The 18796-nt window shown below is 28.4% G+C and carries 9 protein-coding genes; 1 reads left to right on the top strand and 8 read right to left on the bottom strand.

What is annotated here, in order from left to right; all coding sequences use genetic code 11:
• From brxL to ACY3JM_RS00380, 7 genes are all read right to left on the bottom strand, one after another.
• Entirely contained in the window at nucleotides 1-1434 is a 1434-nt protein-coding gene (gene brxL / locus ACY3JM_RS00410; protein WP_463082827.1) for a BREX system Lon protease-like protein BrxL, read from the bottom strand.
• A complete protein-coding gene (locus tag ACY3JM_RS00405; protein ID WP_463111408.1) occupies nucleotides 1431-1730 on the bottom strand; it encodes a hypothetical protein in 300 nt (99 codons plus the stop codon). The genes brxL and ACY3JM_RS00405 overlap by 4 nt, the downstream gene beginning before the upstream one ends.
• 89 nt (nucleotides 1731-1819) lie before the next feature.
• Entirely contained in the window at nucleotides 1820-3769 is a 1950-nt protein-coding gene (gene pglZ, locus ACY3JM_RS00400) for a BREX-4 system phosphatase PglZ (RefSeq protein WP_463111407.1), read from the bottom strand.
• Nucleotides 3770-7948 carry a hypothetical protein gene (locus ACY3JM_RS00395; RefSeq protein WP_463111406.1) on the bottom strand — a complete coding sequence of 1393 codons (4179 nt, stop codon included), beginning with the start codon at nucleotides 7946-7948 and terminating at the stop codon, nucleotides 3770-3772.
• Nucleotides 7938-8729 carry a hypothetical protein gene (locus ACY3JM_RS00390; protein ID WP_463111405.1) on the bottom strand — a complete coding sequence of 264 codons (792 nt, stop codon included), beginning with the start codon at nucleotides 8727-8729 and terminating at the stop codon, nucleotides 7938-7940. The genes ACY3JM_RS00395 and ACY3JM_RS00390 overlap by 11 nt, the downstream gene beginning before the upstream one ends.
• Nucleotides 8726-11119, bottom strand: coding sequence for a phosphoadenosine phosphosulfate reductase domain-containing protein (locus tag ACY3JM_RS00385; protein WP_463082823.1), 2394 nt, complete (start codon nucleotides 11117-11119; stop codon nucleotides 8726-8728). The genes ACY3JM_RS00390 and ACY3JM_RS00385 overlap by 4 nt, the downstream gene beginning before the upstream one ends.
• Before the next feature lie 106 nt (nucleotides 11120-11225).
• Nucleotides 11226-11741 (bottom strand): hypothetical protein, encoded by a 516-nt coding sequence (locus ACY3JM_RS00380; RefSeq protein ID WP_463082815.1) that lies wholly within the window; start codon nucleotides 11739-11741, stop codon nucleotides 11226-11228.
• A gap of 505 nt (nucleotides 11742-12246) precedes the next feature.
• On the opposite strand from ACY3JM_RS00380, the gene ACY3JM_RS00375 reads away from it, so the two are divergent.
• Nucleotides 12247-15147, top strand: a complete 2901-nt coding sequence (locus ACY3JM_RS00375) for a beta/gamma crystallin-related protein (protein WP_463111404.1) — start codon at nucleotides 12247-12249, stop codon at nucleotides 15145-15147.
• A gap of 94 nt (nucleotides 15148-15241) precedes the next feature.
• Here the strand turns inward: ACY3JM_RS00375 and ACY3JM_RS00370 are convergent, their stop codons facing one another.
• The gene (locus ACY3JM_RS00370) at nucleotides 15242-18574 is read right to left on the bottom strand and encodes an IPT/TIG domain-containing protein (protein WP_463111403.1); all 3333 of its coding nucleotides are present in this window, start codon (nucleotides 18572-18574) and stop codon (nucleotides 15242-15244) included.
• Nucleotides 18575-18796 lie beyond the last annotated feature (222 nt).

The following is an 18796-nucleotide window of genomic DNA, read 5'->3' as shown; positions in this document are numbered from 1 at the left end:
TTACTTCTTCACCTTTATATCAGGTAGTTCCTCTTTATATTCAGGATCCATCAAGTGTAGTTGTTTTCTTATTATGCCTCTTTTTTCAAGAGCAGGTTTTAAGCAAAAAATTTCAAAGTCATCTTTATCAATGTCACTTGGATCTTTTACATGAGGAAATAATAATTTCAGATAACCTGTGGCTAATTTCTTTATGGCGGTAGTATCTCTTGTATCAGCTTTAGGAGGTATTTCTAACATATCGTCTACAATAGAAGAGTATTCTGAGCGATCTCTTAGACTATGCAATATTTCTGTGAAATACTCAACATTTAATGCATATCCACTTATTTTTAAGTCCTCTCTAATTCTTGGAAGTCTCCAGCCCTCTATAAAACCGTGAAACCTATCAAATAAGGCTGATTCATGAAAAGATTCTGGTAAATCTTTAAAATAAATGGGATTTATAGGATTTAAATTGCTATCTAGTTGAATATTACCAAGAAGTATAAATCCAGCTGTTGATTCTCCGTGGTAGTTTCCAATAGTAAATTTGCCCAATTCTAAGTAACTTTTTAATGCAGCTCTCATTTCTTCATCGTTTGAGAATTCTATGGTTTGTGCTTCATCAAAAGCTACAAAATCATATCTTGTTATGAATCCAGGAATATTTTTTCCCATATCGTAAAACATTTTTGCTCTTGTTACCTTTCCTCCACTTACACACCATCCATACTTACTAAGATTATTAAAAATATATGATTTTCCTGTTCCTTTTGGGGCAAGTTCGATCATATTTAATCTTGGCTCTACAAAGACAAGGAGTCTTGATATAAATTGTAACTTTTGTTCAAAACTAGCAAATCCAATAGGATTATATTCCATAGATCTTATTAATAAATCTACCCATTCTTCAAGAGCAAATTCTTTTCTTCCTTCCTTAAAGTATTCTAAGTCTATGTCATAAGGTTTAAAAGGCTTATATCCTATTATGGCGATAAAGTTTTCTTTCGTATCTGCTATATATCTAAGAGTAAAAACTCCCCAAATTTCTCCACCTTTCAATTCTGGATGTTTTTCAATGACATGTTCCATAACTTTTCCTTCGTAATCTTTTATTTCAAGGTCAGGAATGGAGAATTTGAAAATTCCTTTTTTAATGTCAGGTTCTATTGATACTCTTGTTAATATATCTATAGATTCTTTATTATACATGAGAGTACCTTTAAGTTTTTTGGCTGATTCTTTTTGGGGAATATGTTTATCAATGAAGTCTATTATTTCTTCTTTATATACCTTTCCTTCATCATCAGAAAACTTTCTAATAAGCCAATCTTTAATAAAAGATGGAAGATTTTTACCATTAAAAACGCTATAATTCTCTTTAATTTTTAAGAGGGATACATCAGGAAAAACTTTTTTAATTTTTTCATCTAAATTACTGAGTTTGTTCATAATAACTCTTTTTCTTGTATGCCTCCTTTTATTATAATTTTATGTTTTTCCTCATAACCTCTTATATGAAAAGTTAATTCATAGGTACCAGGTTTGAGTTTACTTAAATTAATTGTATAACACTTTTTTTCTTCTGAATATATGGGTTCAAACTTTTCACCTTTGTATTTAACTACGACATCTTCTATAAACGGAGTGATGTAGAAAATTAGAAGAGGATTTCTAATACTAACTTCTTTATCTGGTATATCAATTTTATAAGATGGTATTTTTTCCTTTACTTTTGATTTTGTCACATAAATAATAGGTACTAACACTTCTTCTGGAGTTGCACCTCCATGTGTTTCAAGAGATTGAGGATAGGAAAAAGAGGTGTATTTTAATGCTATAACATATTTTTTATCATCATGGTCATAAACATTATATCTTCTTTCGCTTTAAGAGCTATATCTTTCTCTAATACAGCATACCTTGGCTCATTTTCTTTTACCTTAAGTTCTGGAAGTTTCTGATTTTGTAAAACTTTATTGGAAAAGGCAGTAAATCCATGATCTGATAATATAACAAAATTATCACTTCCAGTTAGAAGTTTGTTTTTTATTATATTCTTTATTATTTCCATCTCTTTAATCAGTCCTGGATATATATTTGGATCTTTTTTTTCGTGGATAAATTTATCTAGAGTATCTATTCTTTCAATTACTTCAAATTTATTTATCTCTGTTATTGTAGGGAGATTAGATACTACTATATGAGCTTCTATTTTGTATCCTTTTTCTTCTAATATTCCTGCTATTAAAGGTAGAAATTCTAAGGATAAAGCATCAATCCATAATTTTTCATATTCATCTTTTATTTTGTAATTATTAACTTTAGGAAAGGAATGATACCATTCGTAAAAAGTATCTTCATTTCTATTTTTTTCATTAAGAATTTCTAATAGTCTTTCTGTAGGCTTATTTTTTAATCTCGAGATATGGTATTCTTTAAAGTAATCTAAAATCCAATTTTGGTCTGGTTTTAAATTCACAATTTTAACATCTTTTTCTAAGTAATAGTAAAGTTCAGGATATAGTTCTTTTAAGTTTTCTACTTTATCGTAATTTTGCATAATCCATGATTTTTCGAAATATGTGGTTCCAGTTAAATAGATTTTAAACTTGTCTGGAGGTAAAATATTACTTTTTTCTTTGAGAATTTTATCAATTTCTAAGATTATAGGCTCTATATTATTTATATCTTCTTTTAATAGATTTTTGAGGGTATTACTTCTTTCTTCTAAAATATCATTTTTAGGTTTTGAATCTTCAAAGATGAGGGTGTAATATTTACTTAAAATTTCTTTTATTTCGTAGCTTTCTATGGATTTAAGAACTCTTGATGCATAAGTTTCTTTGTATTCTTCCTTGTTTATTATATAATTCTTTAGAAGCCATAAATGGAACTTATCATTTTTAACCCAAAGCTTTAATAGGTCTGTTATATTGATCTTTTTAACATTTAGAAGATCTTCTGTTAATTCATAAAAGTTTGTGAATTTTTTATTTTGTAGTGTTTTACATAATATTTCCCAATTGTCTTTCTCTTCTTCTTTGTATTCTATGGGGATATTAATGTAAAATAGATGGTTTAAGTATTCTTTATAATTTTTAATTTTGTAAACATCAAATATATCATCACTTATTACATGGTCAGAGTATAAATTTAATGTTTTAGAAAGACATACAATATTAAGATAGTTATTTAAATTCTTTTCCCATATATTTAGAAAGTCTTTTGAATTTTCGATAATAAGTGTGTCTTGAGTTTCTGCTTTATCTAAAAAGTTAATGAAATATAAATTGTATTTTTCTCTTTTCCCTTCTAATATCCAAAAAGGTATTATCTCTCTTCTTCTTGGATATTTATCAAAAAAGATCTTTTCAAATTTATTTTTTATTCCTATTAATGGTATATATATTCTTCTTTCAAGGTTATTTTGAGTGTTTTCTATACTCATAATACTACTTAAAAGAGAGTAAAAGCTATCATCAGAGAGAAACCTGCAATATTCTGATATCGATAAGAGAAGATAATCTTTTTGGGGATTAAGATTATTTATTAAATTTATTATATCATATATGGTGATCCATGCATCGTTATAATATTTAAATATATCAAAATCTGTTAAATGTAAGAAATCTATATCTAAAATAGATCGTAGCGCATTTATAAGATTTTTTAGATCCCAGTAATTATTTAACAATATAAACCTTACAGGAAATCTATTATAAGTTATACTCGATGTTTTCCTATCTTTCTCAATTGTTCTTAACAAGTCATTTATATTGTCCATTTAAAGAAGTTCCTCCAGATCAGAAATAATTTGGGGATATTTATCTATGAGTTTTACTAATATTTCTCTTAAGTCTCTATTAGTATTTTTTATCTTTTGTGCTATTTTTTCCTTTTTCTCTTTGTTCAATATTCTTATGAGATTTTCTTTTTCTTTCAGAATTAGATTTTCTACGACAGTCTTTTTCCAGTAGTAATCTTCGTTTCGTATTTTGGCTTTAATCTCACTTACTATTTTAGATACATCTTCCGTGGTTTTTAAAATCTCTCTCAACCATTCTTTATATAATTTTTCTATCTGAGTGGATTCCCAAATGGATTTAATTTTTTCTTTATTATTTTCAAGCATTTGATATAAACTTTCTATGTCGGTTAATGAATAGTTTTTATCTGATGTTATATAATATGATAGTTCCTCGGTTGTTTTCTTAACTTCATTATCATCTATTAATCCAACGGCCCAGAAGGGATATATCTTATTCGTAACTTGATTTTTTATTTTTATTTTTAGATCATCTGGTATCTTTATGTAATTTTTATCTATATTAAAGAGCTCTGCTATTAGTTTTAGAAATTCATACAAAGTAAGAGAATTTTTTAAATCTTTTTCTTCCCATAAGTAAATATCCTTTTTTAGATTTTCCCTTGTAAAATCTAAAAAGTCATTAATTTCATTATTATCTAATAATTTTTTACTATTTGTTTTTAGTAATTCCTGGATGCCTTTTTCCGCTGTTTCTGGATTAAGATTTAAATACAAGATTTTTTCACATGTAGGAAGTAAATTAGAGAAGTTTATTATATCTTCTTGAGATGGATCTTTATTACTTCTTATAAACTCTTCCAAGAAATTGATTATGTGGTTTATTTCATCAAGTTTTAAAACATACTTTATGCTCCACAAGGGATATCTTAAATTGTTATTTATATAATTCTTGATATCTTCCCTTAGCTCTTGAATATTATCTCTTTTCTGCAGATTAAATATATTACATAAATTGTTTATAAATTCAATTTTATATCTCTCTTTGTCTTTCTCTTTCGCCCAGTCCTTCAATTTTAAAAGTACATTTTTTTCATCCCATAACGCAACTTCCTCTTGCATGTGCTTATATAGGTAATCTATTACTTCTTCTATTTCTTCTTCATTAATTTTTACCTCTTTTTGCTGAGTTAATAACCAATTCTTAAATCCTTCTTTTACTTTTTCTTTCTTCAAAATTAGTTTTAAATCAGTTTTTACATTCTTAAATAATTGAAGATATTTTATAACATTCTCTTCGCTTAATTCTTTATCGATACTTTTACTTAAATATTCAATTGTTTTAATAGCTATTGTTACACCTTCGTTTTGTTGTGGTAAATATTTTAAACTCCAAATAGGTAGATTTACTTCTTTAATCCAATTTCTTATTTCCCACTTCGCTTTATTTAGATTTTCAGCCTCCTTTAATCCAAAAATATCTTTTAAAATTTCAGTAAGTTCTAACTCATTTTGAGTTCCAAGCCTTACTTCTAACTTTTCTTTTTCTTTCCCCTTAGTAAAATATTCAAAAATATCTTTGATTTTATCTTCCATAACTGTTGGGTTTACTTTTTTGCCTGTTCCTGTCTCATATAATTTATTTGTATGTGGTCTTAAAACGAATCCTAATAAGGCATAATGTATTATATTAGGATAAATACCATATGGAGGTTCTTTTAAAAATTCTAATAATTCACCTAAGTTGAAGGTTTTACCAGCATGTTCTTTTATTCTGTTTTCTACCTCTTTGAAAATCTTAAAGGTTGGGTGATCTGGATCTATATTGTTGTAAAATTCGAAATTGCTGTTAACAATATACTCACCACTTTTAGATTTTAATATTTCTAATATTGGCTTATCTAAAGCGGTTTTTAATTCATCTTCTAATTGCTTTCTATTCTCAACTGTAAGAAATGTTTTAGCGTATTTTATTGAATTTCTAAATGTCCAAAGATTTCTATTTTTAGTTAAACCTTCGATATTTTCTAATTCTGAGGTAAATATTTCTTTTGAATAATCCTTATTGATTTTATCTGCTATTGATGAGAAAGTTATCTTTTCTTCTTTATCCCTAAATAATATGTTAACAAAATCTTTCTCAACTTTTTCAATCCATATATTGATCAATTTATCTATATATTTTTCGTTGTTTTGGGCTTCTTCATTAAAAGAGTGTTTATAAGCTACTTTTTTCCTTGCGATATACTCTAATAATCTCTCATAGTCTTGCTCTCCAAATTCCCTATTTGATACTACAAATACTATATTTCGAGCTTTTGGATTTCCATTTATTATCTTCCTTATATTTTTTTTGATTATTGATATTTCCTCATTGATTTTTGGGAGGAAAAGAGCAATATTTATTTCATATGAATTTCTATAATCTCTGTCTATTTTTCTTAAGATCTCATTTTCAGAAAGTCCTGCCCAGTATATATTTAGATTCGGTTCTCTTAAAAGGTTGTTTTTAATGGTATCTAACAGAGAGTTTTTAGTATCATCATTTATTAATTTAGTTATATCTTCAAATTCTCTTCTTGCAGATTCTTTTTCCCTACTTAATTCTTCTTCTGGGAGAGGAGTTTGGAATATTCGATATAATCCATCTGGGGTTTTAGGAATTATATTTTTGTCGATATAATCTAAAACTTGATCTATGTGGTCTCTATAGTGGGTTCCTAAAAACATGTCTTCTATGTTTTCTCGTTTGGGTATGAATAAAGATGATTCGTCAGTTAAAGTAATTATTGATTGTAGAAGATTTAGAATTAGTATGCCTTTGAAGATGGTCAGATATTCTTCACCTTTATTTTTTAAAGAATCATGATAAGAATAATATTTTGATAAAATATTTCCTATTTTATCATCTTGTCTTCTTTTTAAATCATCTATGAAGTAATCCCACAGTTTATCTGCTGTCAAGAGGTATACATTATTTTTATCTGGGTAATTCTTTATGAAATTTATAAAACCTTTTTCTTCATCATATAAGAAGCTAAAGATGCTTCTTTCTGTGGATCCTATGTATCTTGAAATTCCTACCGCAAGTTGAGCTGTGTATGGATGGATAGGAAATAAATCTTTTAATACTTTTGCGGTCTCTGTATTGTCTGGTACGAGCTTATTTAATACTTTATTTAATCCAGGATACGTGTTATAAATATTATCTCTGATTTTTTTCCAATCTTCCTCTCTCTTTTTGTCTATAGTTTTCGAAACTATATGGAACGTGGTAATATTTTCCATAAAGTAGTTTATGCTTAAAAATCTTCCTAATACTTTTTCTTGATCTTCTTTTTCAATTTGAGTTTGTTGAGGGTGTCTGTGAGATATTATAAAAAGAAATATATTTTCATTGAAACTTTTTTCTGCTATATTTTGAAGAATATTAAGCAGTGCAGGGCTTTGAGAAAGCTCTAAAAGAGGAGTAAATTCATCCCAATATATGGTCATATATTTTATACCTTGATCACTTAAATTTTTCAGTATTTCACTAAGCCAATCCTCTATATTAGGATGAACAATTTTTAAATCTCCTAATGCTTCTTCTATTAATTTTATTATTTCAGGATCATTCTGATGTAATTTATTTTTAAGACCATTTATATCGCCAACAAGGCTTTTTAAATGTGGATTTCCCTCTATAACATCTTGCCAATTGATTTTTGGATCATCTATGTATTTTAAATATTTATCAAATTCACTTTCTGCTATCACTGAAATGTTGTACTTTTTTAAGGATTCTTTAACCGCTATTTCAATTATTAAGCTAAATTCTTTTGGAGAATATATACCGGAAATACCTTTTAGAGTAACAGGGAGTACTCTATTTTCTTTTCTAAAATTTTTAAGTCTCTCTCTTAATTGTACTTTTTCAATATTTCTGAGATAATCATCTATTTCAGAAGGATCATCCCATAAAAGATGTTTTATTACACCTGTTGCATGGCTTTTTCCTGTTCCATATGTTCCTTGAATCCAAATAGATTTTCTATCCTTAGGATTTGTTGCTTCTAATGAATTAAGAAATTTCTCTAATATTTCTAAAAAAGATTTTGTTGGAATAAACTGTTTCCAGTAGTTTTTTGGTTCTTGAATGATATCATAAACTGGCTGAAAATATTCATGAAGGCCAATTATTTCTTCATATCTCATTTTTTTCTCCCCCTACATATTTCTCTAATATATTAATAGCCTTCAAAGAGTCATAAAGAATAATGAGGCCTGGTCTATCTAAGGATAATCTATATAAATTATAATATTGGGAATTGTCTAACAATGATTTTTGCAAATCTTTTGTAGATATGGAAAATATTTTCTGAGGTGAATAGAGTGTATTTTCTAAGGAATAGAGATCTATTTCATATAAATTTTCTCTCTCTGCATACTTGTATAGATTATACAGTATCACTAAAGGGTGTAAACTTTTAAGTCCAATTTTATTAAATCCTTGGATAATTTTTCCCTTCTTAATTGGTATACCTTGTCCTAAAATTTCACCTATTGGAGATTTTGAGAGAGTTTCTTTGAGAGTACAATAATAATTTATTATTGATCTGTTCTTTTTACCATAAGATATTATAATATTGTTAATGATCTCTTTTCTGAAATATATGCCTATTTTGAGAGTATTCCAATAAGTAAATATTAGAACATTAAAGCATAAATTTATCCATATTACACCCCAAAGAATCTGAGAATATGGTCCATCTTTTAAATATATCGATTTTAGAAGGTGAAAAAGAGGAGTAAGATTTTTATTTTTATCTATTAATTCACAGTCTCTTAGTAAATAAATAAATGCTTCTATTTGTTTTGGCCCTAAAGTATTTTCTTTTAAAAAATTTTCACCATTTGTTAAGAAAGAGTATAACCACTCTTGTCTTAAGCCAAAAGTGTAGTATTTATAACCATTTATTTTTATAAAATTATTCATTTTACATAATATAGTATCTGAGAGTAATCTTTTATATCTTCAGAGAGATATATATTATCTAAATCAGCCACGATATCTACTTTTATTAATTCTGTTAGAGATTCTTGTAATCCCCTTAGTAGGTTTTCCAATGCTGGTCTTGATATTCCAAAGATAAGATATGGACCTCCATCTTTATTATCTTCTCTATAGAATTCTGAAACCGTAAGTCTATATCTATCCTTTGATATAGCGTATCTATATATAGAATAAAGTATAGCTATTGGGTGTATATTGTCAGTGCCTATTTTTTCTACTAACTTATTTGAACCTTCTTTTTTAATTATTCCTATCTTTAAAACATTACTAATATATTTGTTATTTTCAAAAAGATTAATAAGAGCATTAAGAGGATTCATTAATGTTCCATCAGATAGCTTAGGATAATTTTCTTTTAATTTTTTAAAAAGATCATGTTTGTTATAAGAAGTTTTCCATGGTATTTCGGATAGATACCAATTAATAATTTTTGAATTATAAAAAAGATTTATTAATATTATTTCCCATACAAGTTGAGTATTCTTATAAAATAATTCGATTAAGCTTTCTCCTATTTTAGATATTTTTTTCCCTCTAAATGTGTTATCTAATATTTCTGCCTCTTTTAACCAAATGATGAAAGCATTTACTTGTTTAGGTCCTAAACTGTTATCGTTAAACCAATTATATTTTTTGTTAAAGAAAGCTACTAACCAGCCTTCTCTTAATCCAAATGTTGAATATCTATCGATACCTGTGCTTTTTGTATTTTTCATTTTTGTATCTCCTTTCGGAAGATTGAGTGATTTTGCAACTGTACATCCGTAGGAGTTAAAATCTAAACATGAATAACAATGTTTGCATTTAGTTTCGTCTATTGATATATAGGGTAATACATTGATAGCATTATTAGGGCATTCGACCTCACATACCCCACAGTTAATACAATATGTAATTTTATTCAGAATTTTTTTTAAAAGACTTATTTTATCTTTATTTAAAGTATAGAATTTACATTGAACATTATTGGTAAAAGATATTTTGTAATTAATGATTGTTTTATCTTGTAATCTTATTACTCCTTCATAGATATTTCCATTGTTTAATACATATATTGAGGTATCCCCTAATACTTGCAACCATGTTATATTTTCTTTAATCTTTTTGTTATTATTGAATAAAATAATTTCTAAAGTAGGAAACTCGGTTAATATAATATATCCATTTTCTCTATCTATGCCTTTACCGCCACCTCTTTTTTTCCATTGGCCTTTTGAGATATATTTATTAATGTCCTTTATATTTTCTAAACCAAGTGAGAATGCTGTTTTTCGAATCTCAGATATATATTCTAAAGTCTGCTCTGGAAATAATTTGTTTATAATATATTCTGTCCATGGAGATCCAAAGGGACATATGCTACAACCTATTCGGGTCAAACCATATCTATACCCATAGTTTATGGGAATATTTATATGGATCAAGTTCTTTCTGTAAATTATATACATAAACACTTCAAGATTTGTCCAATTTAATATTATTCTCGAATCTATTACATTGATATGCTTTACATCTTCTGCTATTCTTTCATATCTACCTCTTCTTGTACTCTCATCTGCTCTTACACCATCAAAAACTAATACTTTTAGATTTGTCTTATCAGGAAATAATGATTTTAATAATCTTATTTGGGGAGAAGTTTTGTATACGGAACAACACCATCTTATTAATCTGCTTGGTGGACCAAATACTTTCCAAAGATCGTAAGAATGTCTTTCATTTCTTGCAGTATAAAATTTTAATTTAGGATATAGTTTCTGATATAGCTTTTTTGTTTCCTCATAAGTTTCATATGTGGGAGGTATTTCCATAGTAGTATCTGTAAAAATAACGAAATATTCATCTGGGGGTAATGTACGAGATACAAGATCTAAAACTACTTGTGAATCTTTTCCTCCACTATAAGCAACTATAAAGGCATCAACTTTATCTTTATAGTTTTTATATGTATTATTTATGAAATCAATAGCTTCACCTTCTATGGTTTTTATGGCATCTATATTTTTCTGTATTAATAAGTCAATATCAATAGGTTTTAAAACAAGGTTTTTCCCTTCCTCAGTTATTTTAATTTTGGGGGCTTCAAAAATATTACCTCCTTTTGCTTCAGCTACACACTTTCCCTTATAGTAATATCTTCTTCCAATGTTCCACAAAAGGGGTTCTTCTGATTTTGGATATTCCCAATACTTATCAAAACCTAAAAGATCAAGTTCTTCAAAAAAAACAGGCCTCGGAGGGGTGATTTCTTCATCAGTAGAATCTGATAATAATACTAAATTGTTTTCTTTGTCCCACTTTACTTTATACATAGTCTGATATTAAATTATATTATTTTAACTATTTTAAGTAAATATATTCAAAATAAAGAGCCCCCATATGGGGCTCTTTAATATTTTAGCTTTAGAGAGATAGAGGCTATTTTGCCACTTGATCTAAATCACACCAACTCTCAGAGTCAACACCTTTCCAATACTTTACTTGACTATTGTCTTTAAATTTTATAATAATATCATTTGAAGGACAATAATGATTGTTTACTGTTCTATTTTCTACAAGTCTAAGTTGTATTGTCTTTCCTTTATAACCTTGTTGTAAAGATACCCACCTCCATGGGGCGTATCTGAAATTTTCTCCTACTGGATATACATTTGCAGGAAGGATAAGGGTTGTTCCAAGGCCTACCCATTTGTTTTCTTCACTGTTCCAAAAATATGGTTCTAAATTAACCTCTTTGTTATAGCGGGTCATGTAATAAAATCCGTTATTTTCATCGTTTACCTCGAATTCTACGTAATCACCGTCATGACAAAAAAGCCCACCAATATAGGGGAAGTTAGCTCCGTAATAGTTTCTATTTTTCCATGTACTTGCAAAGGCAAGAATTAAAAGGATAATTAGGAAAATAAAGATTCTTAAAATCGACTTTTTCATTTTTGTACCTCCTGTTCTAATATTTTAAATTAGGAGTCTACAAGGAAAGCCTGGGGGAAAAGAGTTTATAAGAGGTATTATTGATGAATTTTAATACTTTTTATATTTTCCCCTCAGTTATAGTGTAACTCATATATTAAAAAAGTCAATATATTAATTACTAATGAATCAATAGTGAATAGAATGAAAAATCTATAAGCTGTTTTACATGTTTTTGAAAGACGATTATTATTCATAATTTTTTTTAGAACACATACTTATAAGATAAATAAACAGGCATAAGAAATATACGTAATTTTATCCTGGGCAACTCATATCTTTAGTAGGTACTATGTTTGTATTACTTTAAAATTATTTTTTAAAGTACCATAAGAATGTGTTATTATAATTAAAAAGGGATAATTATTACTGTAAGTTTTACTTTCTATAGCTACTCAGAATCATTCAAAATTATCCCTCAATGAAATAGTTTAAGAATGCTTCAATTTAAAGGGGGTAATTAGACATGAGAAGGATAATTAGATTTAGTTTTTTCTTTATTGTTTTAAGTATATTTTTATTAGAAATTACCTTTGGTTTCTCTATGGGTTATCATTATGATTTGATAAGGGAAGTTATGAGGGGAGTGGGTTTTAATAAAGATGCTTTCTCTTTAGCTCTTGTTGGAAATTCATATGTAGATATATTTCAGGAAAAGGCAGTTGAGTGTGTAATAGATGATGATTTTTGTAGGGTTTCTAAAAAATTGGTAGATTTTTTACACTTTGATAATCTTTATAATGAGGAGGTTATTGAAAGATATTGGAAACAATTAATATTCAATACATATAATGCTATGAAAGAAAAGGTTAATAAAAATGATAAGTTAGGAGCACTTCTTATTATTGGTATCTCTTTACATATTGTTCAGGATTTTTATGCTCATTCTAATTGGGTTGAACTAAACTTGAGTAGTTACTCTAAAATAAAGGATGCTACTTATTTTGATGTTTTGAAAAGAGCTCCAAATGATTTAATCAAGGCAATAGAGGATGTTAAAAAAAGAGGTGGTATGTATTTTAATGTTAATAGGTTAACAACTTTTTGGGGAAAAACTAATCATGATGTATTAAATAAAGATCATGCGGGAAGACCATTATTTGATTCTGCATATAGAACTTCCTATAAGGCATCCTTAGAGTGGTTAAGACTTATAAAAAAATGGGTGACGGAAGATTTTAATAATAGTAAGTTTTGGAATGAGATTTTGATTTATGATTTTAAAGAAGGTAATAAAAAACATCTATATACATTAACAGATTTTGATGAGGGAACTATTAGATGGCTCTGTACCTATGGTGGAGCATGGAAAGCTCCAAGAATATGGGGAAGTTTGGATATTGTTTTTGATGATATGCCTAATGTTCCAGGAATAGGTTTAACATCTCAAAGTAATCCAGATTATCCTTTTTTGGGAATAGAATGGTTTTCAAATTGTACTTTAATAGCTAAGGATCTCTTTGAGGCATCTTATAAAGGTGGATTTATAAAAGTACATAGCATAGATAAATTGGAAGAAGGAATGAAAAAAAGAAGTGATTTTGGAGAAATAGTAAAGGTTAATTGGGAAGAGGTGCAAAACTTAGCACCTCTTGATAACTCTATAATAAGAGAAGCTTTTAGTTTTTTAGGAAATTGTACAATAGATTATGAAAAAGATGTAAAATGGCTCCGTGTTAGAATACCAGAAGCTATGGATCTTGATACCGGAGAAGGTTGGGATAATATAAACAATGAGGAACCAGGAGGAGATAGTGACTACTGGGTAATGTTTGTGGTAAATAATGAGGTTGATTATCCTTACACTGAGGCTGAATATGTAGATAAAAGTCATCCTTTTACAGTTTGGGGAATATTAAAACCCTTATGGGATTTAAAACCTGTAAGAATTCAAATAAGAATGTATGAGAGTGATAGCGGATTCCGTGGATCTCAGCATAAGGATGAGGAGATGGATATAAGGCCAGGTTCTGGTAAAGAGTTTCTATTTGAATTTAATCCTAAGGATTTTAGTTACAATGCTATTTCAGGAATGAAAGTATGGAATATAATGCAGGGATATTATATTAGAAGTGATGGAGAGGGAGATTTAAGGGCAAGAGTATATGTAAAGATTTGGATGATGGAAGATATTTCCCAAGAAATACCGTTATATCCAGTATTTTTTGAGGATAAAAATTGTGATGGAGCTTTCTTACCAATTTTTGACAATATAGATGATCTTTCTAAACTTGGTTTCAATGATAGAGTATCATCAATCTTTATGCCTTTCTATACTTGGAAGTTAGAGATTTATGAAGATAAAAATTATAAAGGTAGGAAACTTTTTGTTGAAAGCACTATTCAGGATCTACATTCTGATGATTTTAAAATGGGAGACAAGATATCTTCAGTTAAGATTATCAAAGCCTCTATTCCATCTTATGATTTTCCTATATTTTATGAAGACAAGAATTACAAAGGATATTTCTTAAAATTGCCTTATAACCTACCTAATAATTCTATATGTGGTTTTTACTCTGAACTTTCTATATATAAATTTAATGATCGTATCTCATCTATAAAGATACCAAATGGCTGGAAAGTTATTATTTATGAGAATTCTCATTTTGAGGGAAAGAATGTAGAAATAACATCTTCAATTGCTGATTTAAGCACCATAGGATGGAATGATAGAATTTCCTCTATAAGGGTAATTCCTCCTTTTAAAATTGCAGAAGATCAGAAAATAAGTATTGTAGAGCCAATGAAACCTTTGGTTTTTCCTATGGTGATATTAGATAAAAATCTATTAATAGATCTGTTAAAGTTAGAATTGAAAAATTTCCCAGAAAAATATGTGAATCAAGATTTTTATTACAAAAGGGAAGATATAAAAATTCCTGATGATATTGATATAAGTATAACAATTACATACATAAATGTAAGGGAAAACTTCGCATATGTGGAGGGGAGAGGAGAAAACTATTATGTAAATTTTTGTTCTTTACTTTATATGGAAAAGGATAGATGGAAGGTCAAAGAAATAATTAATTCAGATTATGTAGTATGTGATGATAAATATGAAGGTTTAGATATTTATTCATGGATATATGAAAAACTTAAGAAAAGGTACTTTGGTATACCTATAGATATTTTTCCTAAGATACATCCAGAAAGAAAGATTATGTTGAGTATTTTAAGAGAGAAGATTTCTAATTTAGTATCAGACAATATTGGTTTCTTAGTAGAAGATTTTAAAGAGGAAAGGGAAATTCTGAAAATGGCTGTAAGACCAAGATCCTTAGATGGAGTATCTCAGTATGAAATATTGTATGTTACTCTTAAAAAAGATAAGGATAAATGGAATATTGTTAACTTGAAATAAGTTTTAAATTATTTTTTTCTCTATATTAGTAATACTTCTTATTTCCTCCTGATAAATTATGCAAGTTTAAATCAGGATATCATATAGAAATTATTTAAAATTGAATTGAAATCCAAGCAGGAATAGTAAAGTCTTTTTGTACATCGTAAACTGTTTTATTATTCTCTACATCTATATAAAAACATCTGACTGTACAATTTATCTCTCCTTCTATTATTACTCCAATTACATTATTTTGATATTTCCAATCTCTTATTTTACCCTCAAATTTGCCTTTTACTATTGTATTCCAATAATCTCTGCCATCATCAAAGAAACTCCATTCAAAATAAACCATTAAATTTTCATCATTGTAAGATCCGGAAGCTATAGATGTATGATATCCTTCTTCTTTTACCCCTTCTATGCTACCGTCAGAAAATTTAAGGTAAACGACAGCAGGTGTTTCTATATACCATTTGCCCTCTCTATGGACCCACTCGGGTAATGTAAAACTTAACCCATGAATACCATTTAAATTTCTTTTTAGAGGAGTTTTAACTTTTGTCTTTGCATTAAAATTTACATCTTTATTTGATTCATAAGTATATTTTTCTCCAACATATACCACTACAGGACCTGTTTGAACATTTTCAGGAACTTTAATTTTTATCTCTTTGTCATTCCAACTTAAAATTTCAGCTGTGGTATTTCCTATCATAACTTTACTTTTTGATGATTGATTTTTTCCAAAAGCAAGACCTTTTATGGTAATTATATCTCCAGGAGATCCTGTATTTGGTTCTATTGATAGAACTTTTGGAATAAGCGATATAACTGCTTTTATAGAGAAGGAGTCTCTTACTAAATCTCCTTCCCATAATCCCACTCTTATTAATATCTCTTGTTTTCCGTCTTTATCTCCAAGTGTTAAATCTCTTATATCTTCAAGTTTAAATTGATGATTATAAGTTATATAGTTTGCCTCATTAAACTTTGCTTCAGGTATGGTAAATTTAGCTCTATTGTAGGTTATACGCTTTCCTGGAATTCCATATCTTCCTTCATCAATTGTGGCATACACTTCAATATCTCTGCTGTAATTTGAGCCGTTATAAATGTATAGCTTTAAATTTAAAACTTCTGCATCTTGAGGTATTATTTCTAATTTATCACCTGTTGATTTAACCCATATATAACCATCTTTACTTTCTGATGGTTTTATTTGTAATTGGTAAAAAGGTACTAATTTTTGATTATTGGGATTTCTAACAAGGAATGATATATCTCCTGTAGTCATTGCTCCTTTTTCATCTCTTGCAGGTAATTCCAAGGATAAAGACGGGCTTGTAGCGAAGTTTCCGTCTACAACTATAATTATATACTTTTCAGTTGGGAATTTATGTCTATTTTTTATAAAGTTCCAATCTCTGATGGTGTACATAGTTCCGTTTTCATTGTTTGCTGGAGAAATATTTTGGGGATCATGCATGATTATTTTTTCTCCATTTTCGGTATATCCAAGTAATACTACAGCATGATCTCCCCAGCTTAAAATAACGGGATGTCCTTTATCTATTTCAGAAAGAACCCTCCATTTTAAATGATCTAACTTAAATATAGGTACTGAATAGGCGGTAAAACCTGTTTCTTTGCTAAGATAGTCTTTCAGTGAATATACAATTTGATCTTCGTCTAAGCCAAAATCAGAATCATTTGCTCCTAACTCTCTTAAAATGTCATATAGTTCAATATCTTTTCCTGAAAATTTAAGAAACATTAGTGCACTTGTTGAAACGCAAGATCCTCCAATCTGTTCATAGTATGGCATTCTTATGATCTTTTCTTTTTGTTTTGGGGTGTATTTAGGAATATATCCTATATATATGAATAGTCTATCTTTTAGACTAAGAGTATTAGAATCAGCGCTTATCTTTTCTAATGTGTTGTAACATAACTTTATATTTGACAGAGATGACCTATATATTAAAGAGGGTGATAGTTTTATTGAAATAATTCCTGTGGAAGGATTATATTCATATTCTAAATCAAGTTTCCCTTTATTTATATGGTCGTAGCCAAAGATGTTTAATTCATCATTTGTTAAAGCTTTTGGACCATTTACAACAAGAGTAATTTCACCTAAAAGTTTTTGGATACCACTTATTTCAATCCCTTTTGCCTCCTTTGAGTAAAATATTGGATTTGTGATTGATTTTATGCTTATTTTTGTATCTTCTTTGATTGTATTTGGAGGGATTAAAAGTTTTGTTCCATCTGATAATACTATCTCACCACCAGAAGGACCAATATTCATTTCTGATTGAATGGCTTTTTCTCCCTTATCATAAAAGGATACTTGTTCAGGAGAAATAACTGTTTTTTCTTTGGTACTTGCTTCAATTATGTTTGAGATTGAATCTTTTTCAGATCGGATGTTAAATTCTTGAGATGGGACAATATCAGAAATCTTTTTACCCTCCCAATCAGTATTCCAGTCTCCAGAATTTCCATATCTCCATCTGCCGGTGAAGGATGTGCCATCAGGAGATAGGGTTAATTCAAATTCTCCTCCATCTTTTGGGGGTGAGTATGAGGGAGCTTCTAACCAAATACCTATTAATTTATTATCTATTACTTTACCAGCAACTTTTCCGTTGTCATGCTCATAATATCCTATAACCATATTCCCTACTTGTACTAAATACATCTTTCCCCAGGTTGTATCCCACGTACCGGTCCAATTAAAACTTGTTAAATTTTCAGAAGATGTGGTTTTGTTATTTACTATAGAAACACAAACATTATCAAAGTATCCAGTATTTGCATATGTCATAAAACCTAATTTTCCTGTTGTGAATGTAGCATCTTGAGTAGATAAAATTTCTTTGTCATCAATGAATACTTTAATTTGATTTCCTACTGCTTCAATAGTAATCCTATATTTTTTTCCAACTTCATAGGCGTTATTCTTATCAATAGCAAGCACTTGAAATGGTTTGCCATTAACAATCTTGTCAATTCTTCTAAAAGGTCCTTTATTTTGGGGGTCTTTTACCATGATGAATCTATAATAATTGTTTTTATCTTGATATCTAAAGACAGCTCCAATTCCATCATCATCGGTGGATGTTAAATCAAAGGAAAAAATAAAATCTGAAAAACTTTCTTTGGTAACTATGTGGGTACCTTGAAAGTAGTCATACTCACTATCTGCTCTATACACGTTACTGTTCTGAACAAGTTTTCCATCTTGTATTTTCCAATCAGAAGAAGGAGCATCATCCACAATGATCCAGTTGGTACCTATTTCCTTTCTTTCGAAATCATCTTTAAATAGAATACAATCTTCAGAGTTTGTGATTTCTTTCCCTATTGTTAACTGAGATAAAAGGAAAAAAAGAGTTATAAAAAGAAAAAATGTTTTTAATTTTTTTAAGTTATTCATAAGCCCCCCTTATATAACTTAAAAATTAATTTTTTTGAGGGAATCTTTTAAAAGGAGAAAATCTATATCCCTTTCAAAGATCTAAAATTGATGAATTTCCTGAAAATTTTCAGGATTGAATTTTCTGAGTTAGGATTTTTCTAATGTGCATTTAAAATTGTCTTGTTATTTACCCTATTTACTTTATATTATATTAAAAAACAGAAAAAAGTAAATAGTATA

It is taken from the genome of Dictyoglomus sp. SSW (assembly GCF_055181335.1).
The sequence above is the reverse complement of the archived record's forward strand: the minus strand, read 5'-3'. Positions and strand labels throughout refer to the sequence as shown.

Coding starts and splice junctions, on each gene's coding strand:
- brxL (WP_463082827.1), bottom strand. CDS start 1,434: ATGAACAAACTCAGTAATTTAGATGAAAAAATTAAAAAAGTTTTTCCT.
- pglZ (WP_463111407.1), bottom strand. CDS start 3,769: ATGGACAATATAAATGACTTGTTAAGAACAATTGAGAAAGATAGGAAA.
- ACY3JM_RS00395 (WP_463111406.1), bottom strand. CDS start 7,948: ATGAGATATGAAGAAATAATTGGCCTTCATGAATATTTTCAGCCAGTT.
- ACY3JM_RS00390 (WP_463111405.1), bottom strand. CDS start 8,729: ATGAATAATTTTATAAAAATAAATGGTTATAAATACTACACTTTTGGC.
- ACY3JM_RS00385 (WP_463082823.1), bottom strand. CDS start 11,119: ATGTATAAAGTAAAGTGGGACAAAGAAAACAATTTAGTATTATTATCA.
- ACY3JM_RS00380 (WP_463082815.1), bottom strand. CDS start 11,741: ATGAAAAAGTCGATTTTAAGAATCTTTATTTTCCTAATTATCCTTTTA.
- ACY3JM_RS00375 (WP_463111404.1), top strand. CDS start 12,247: ATGAGAAGGATAATTAGATTTAGTTTTTTCTTTATTGTTTTAAGTATA.
- ACY3JM_RS00370 (WP_463111403.1), bottom strand. CDS start 18,574: ATGAATAACTTAAAAAAATTAAAAACATTTTTTCTTTTTATAACTCTT.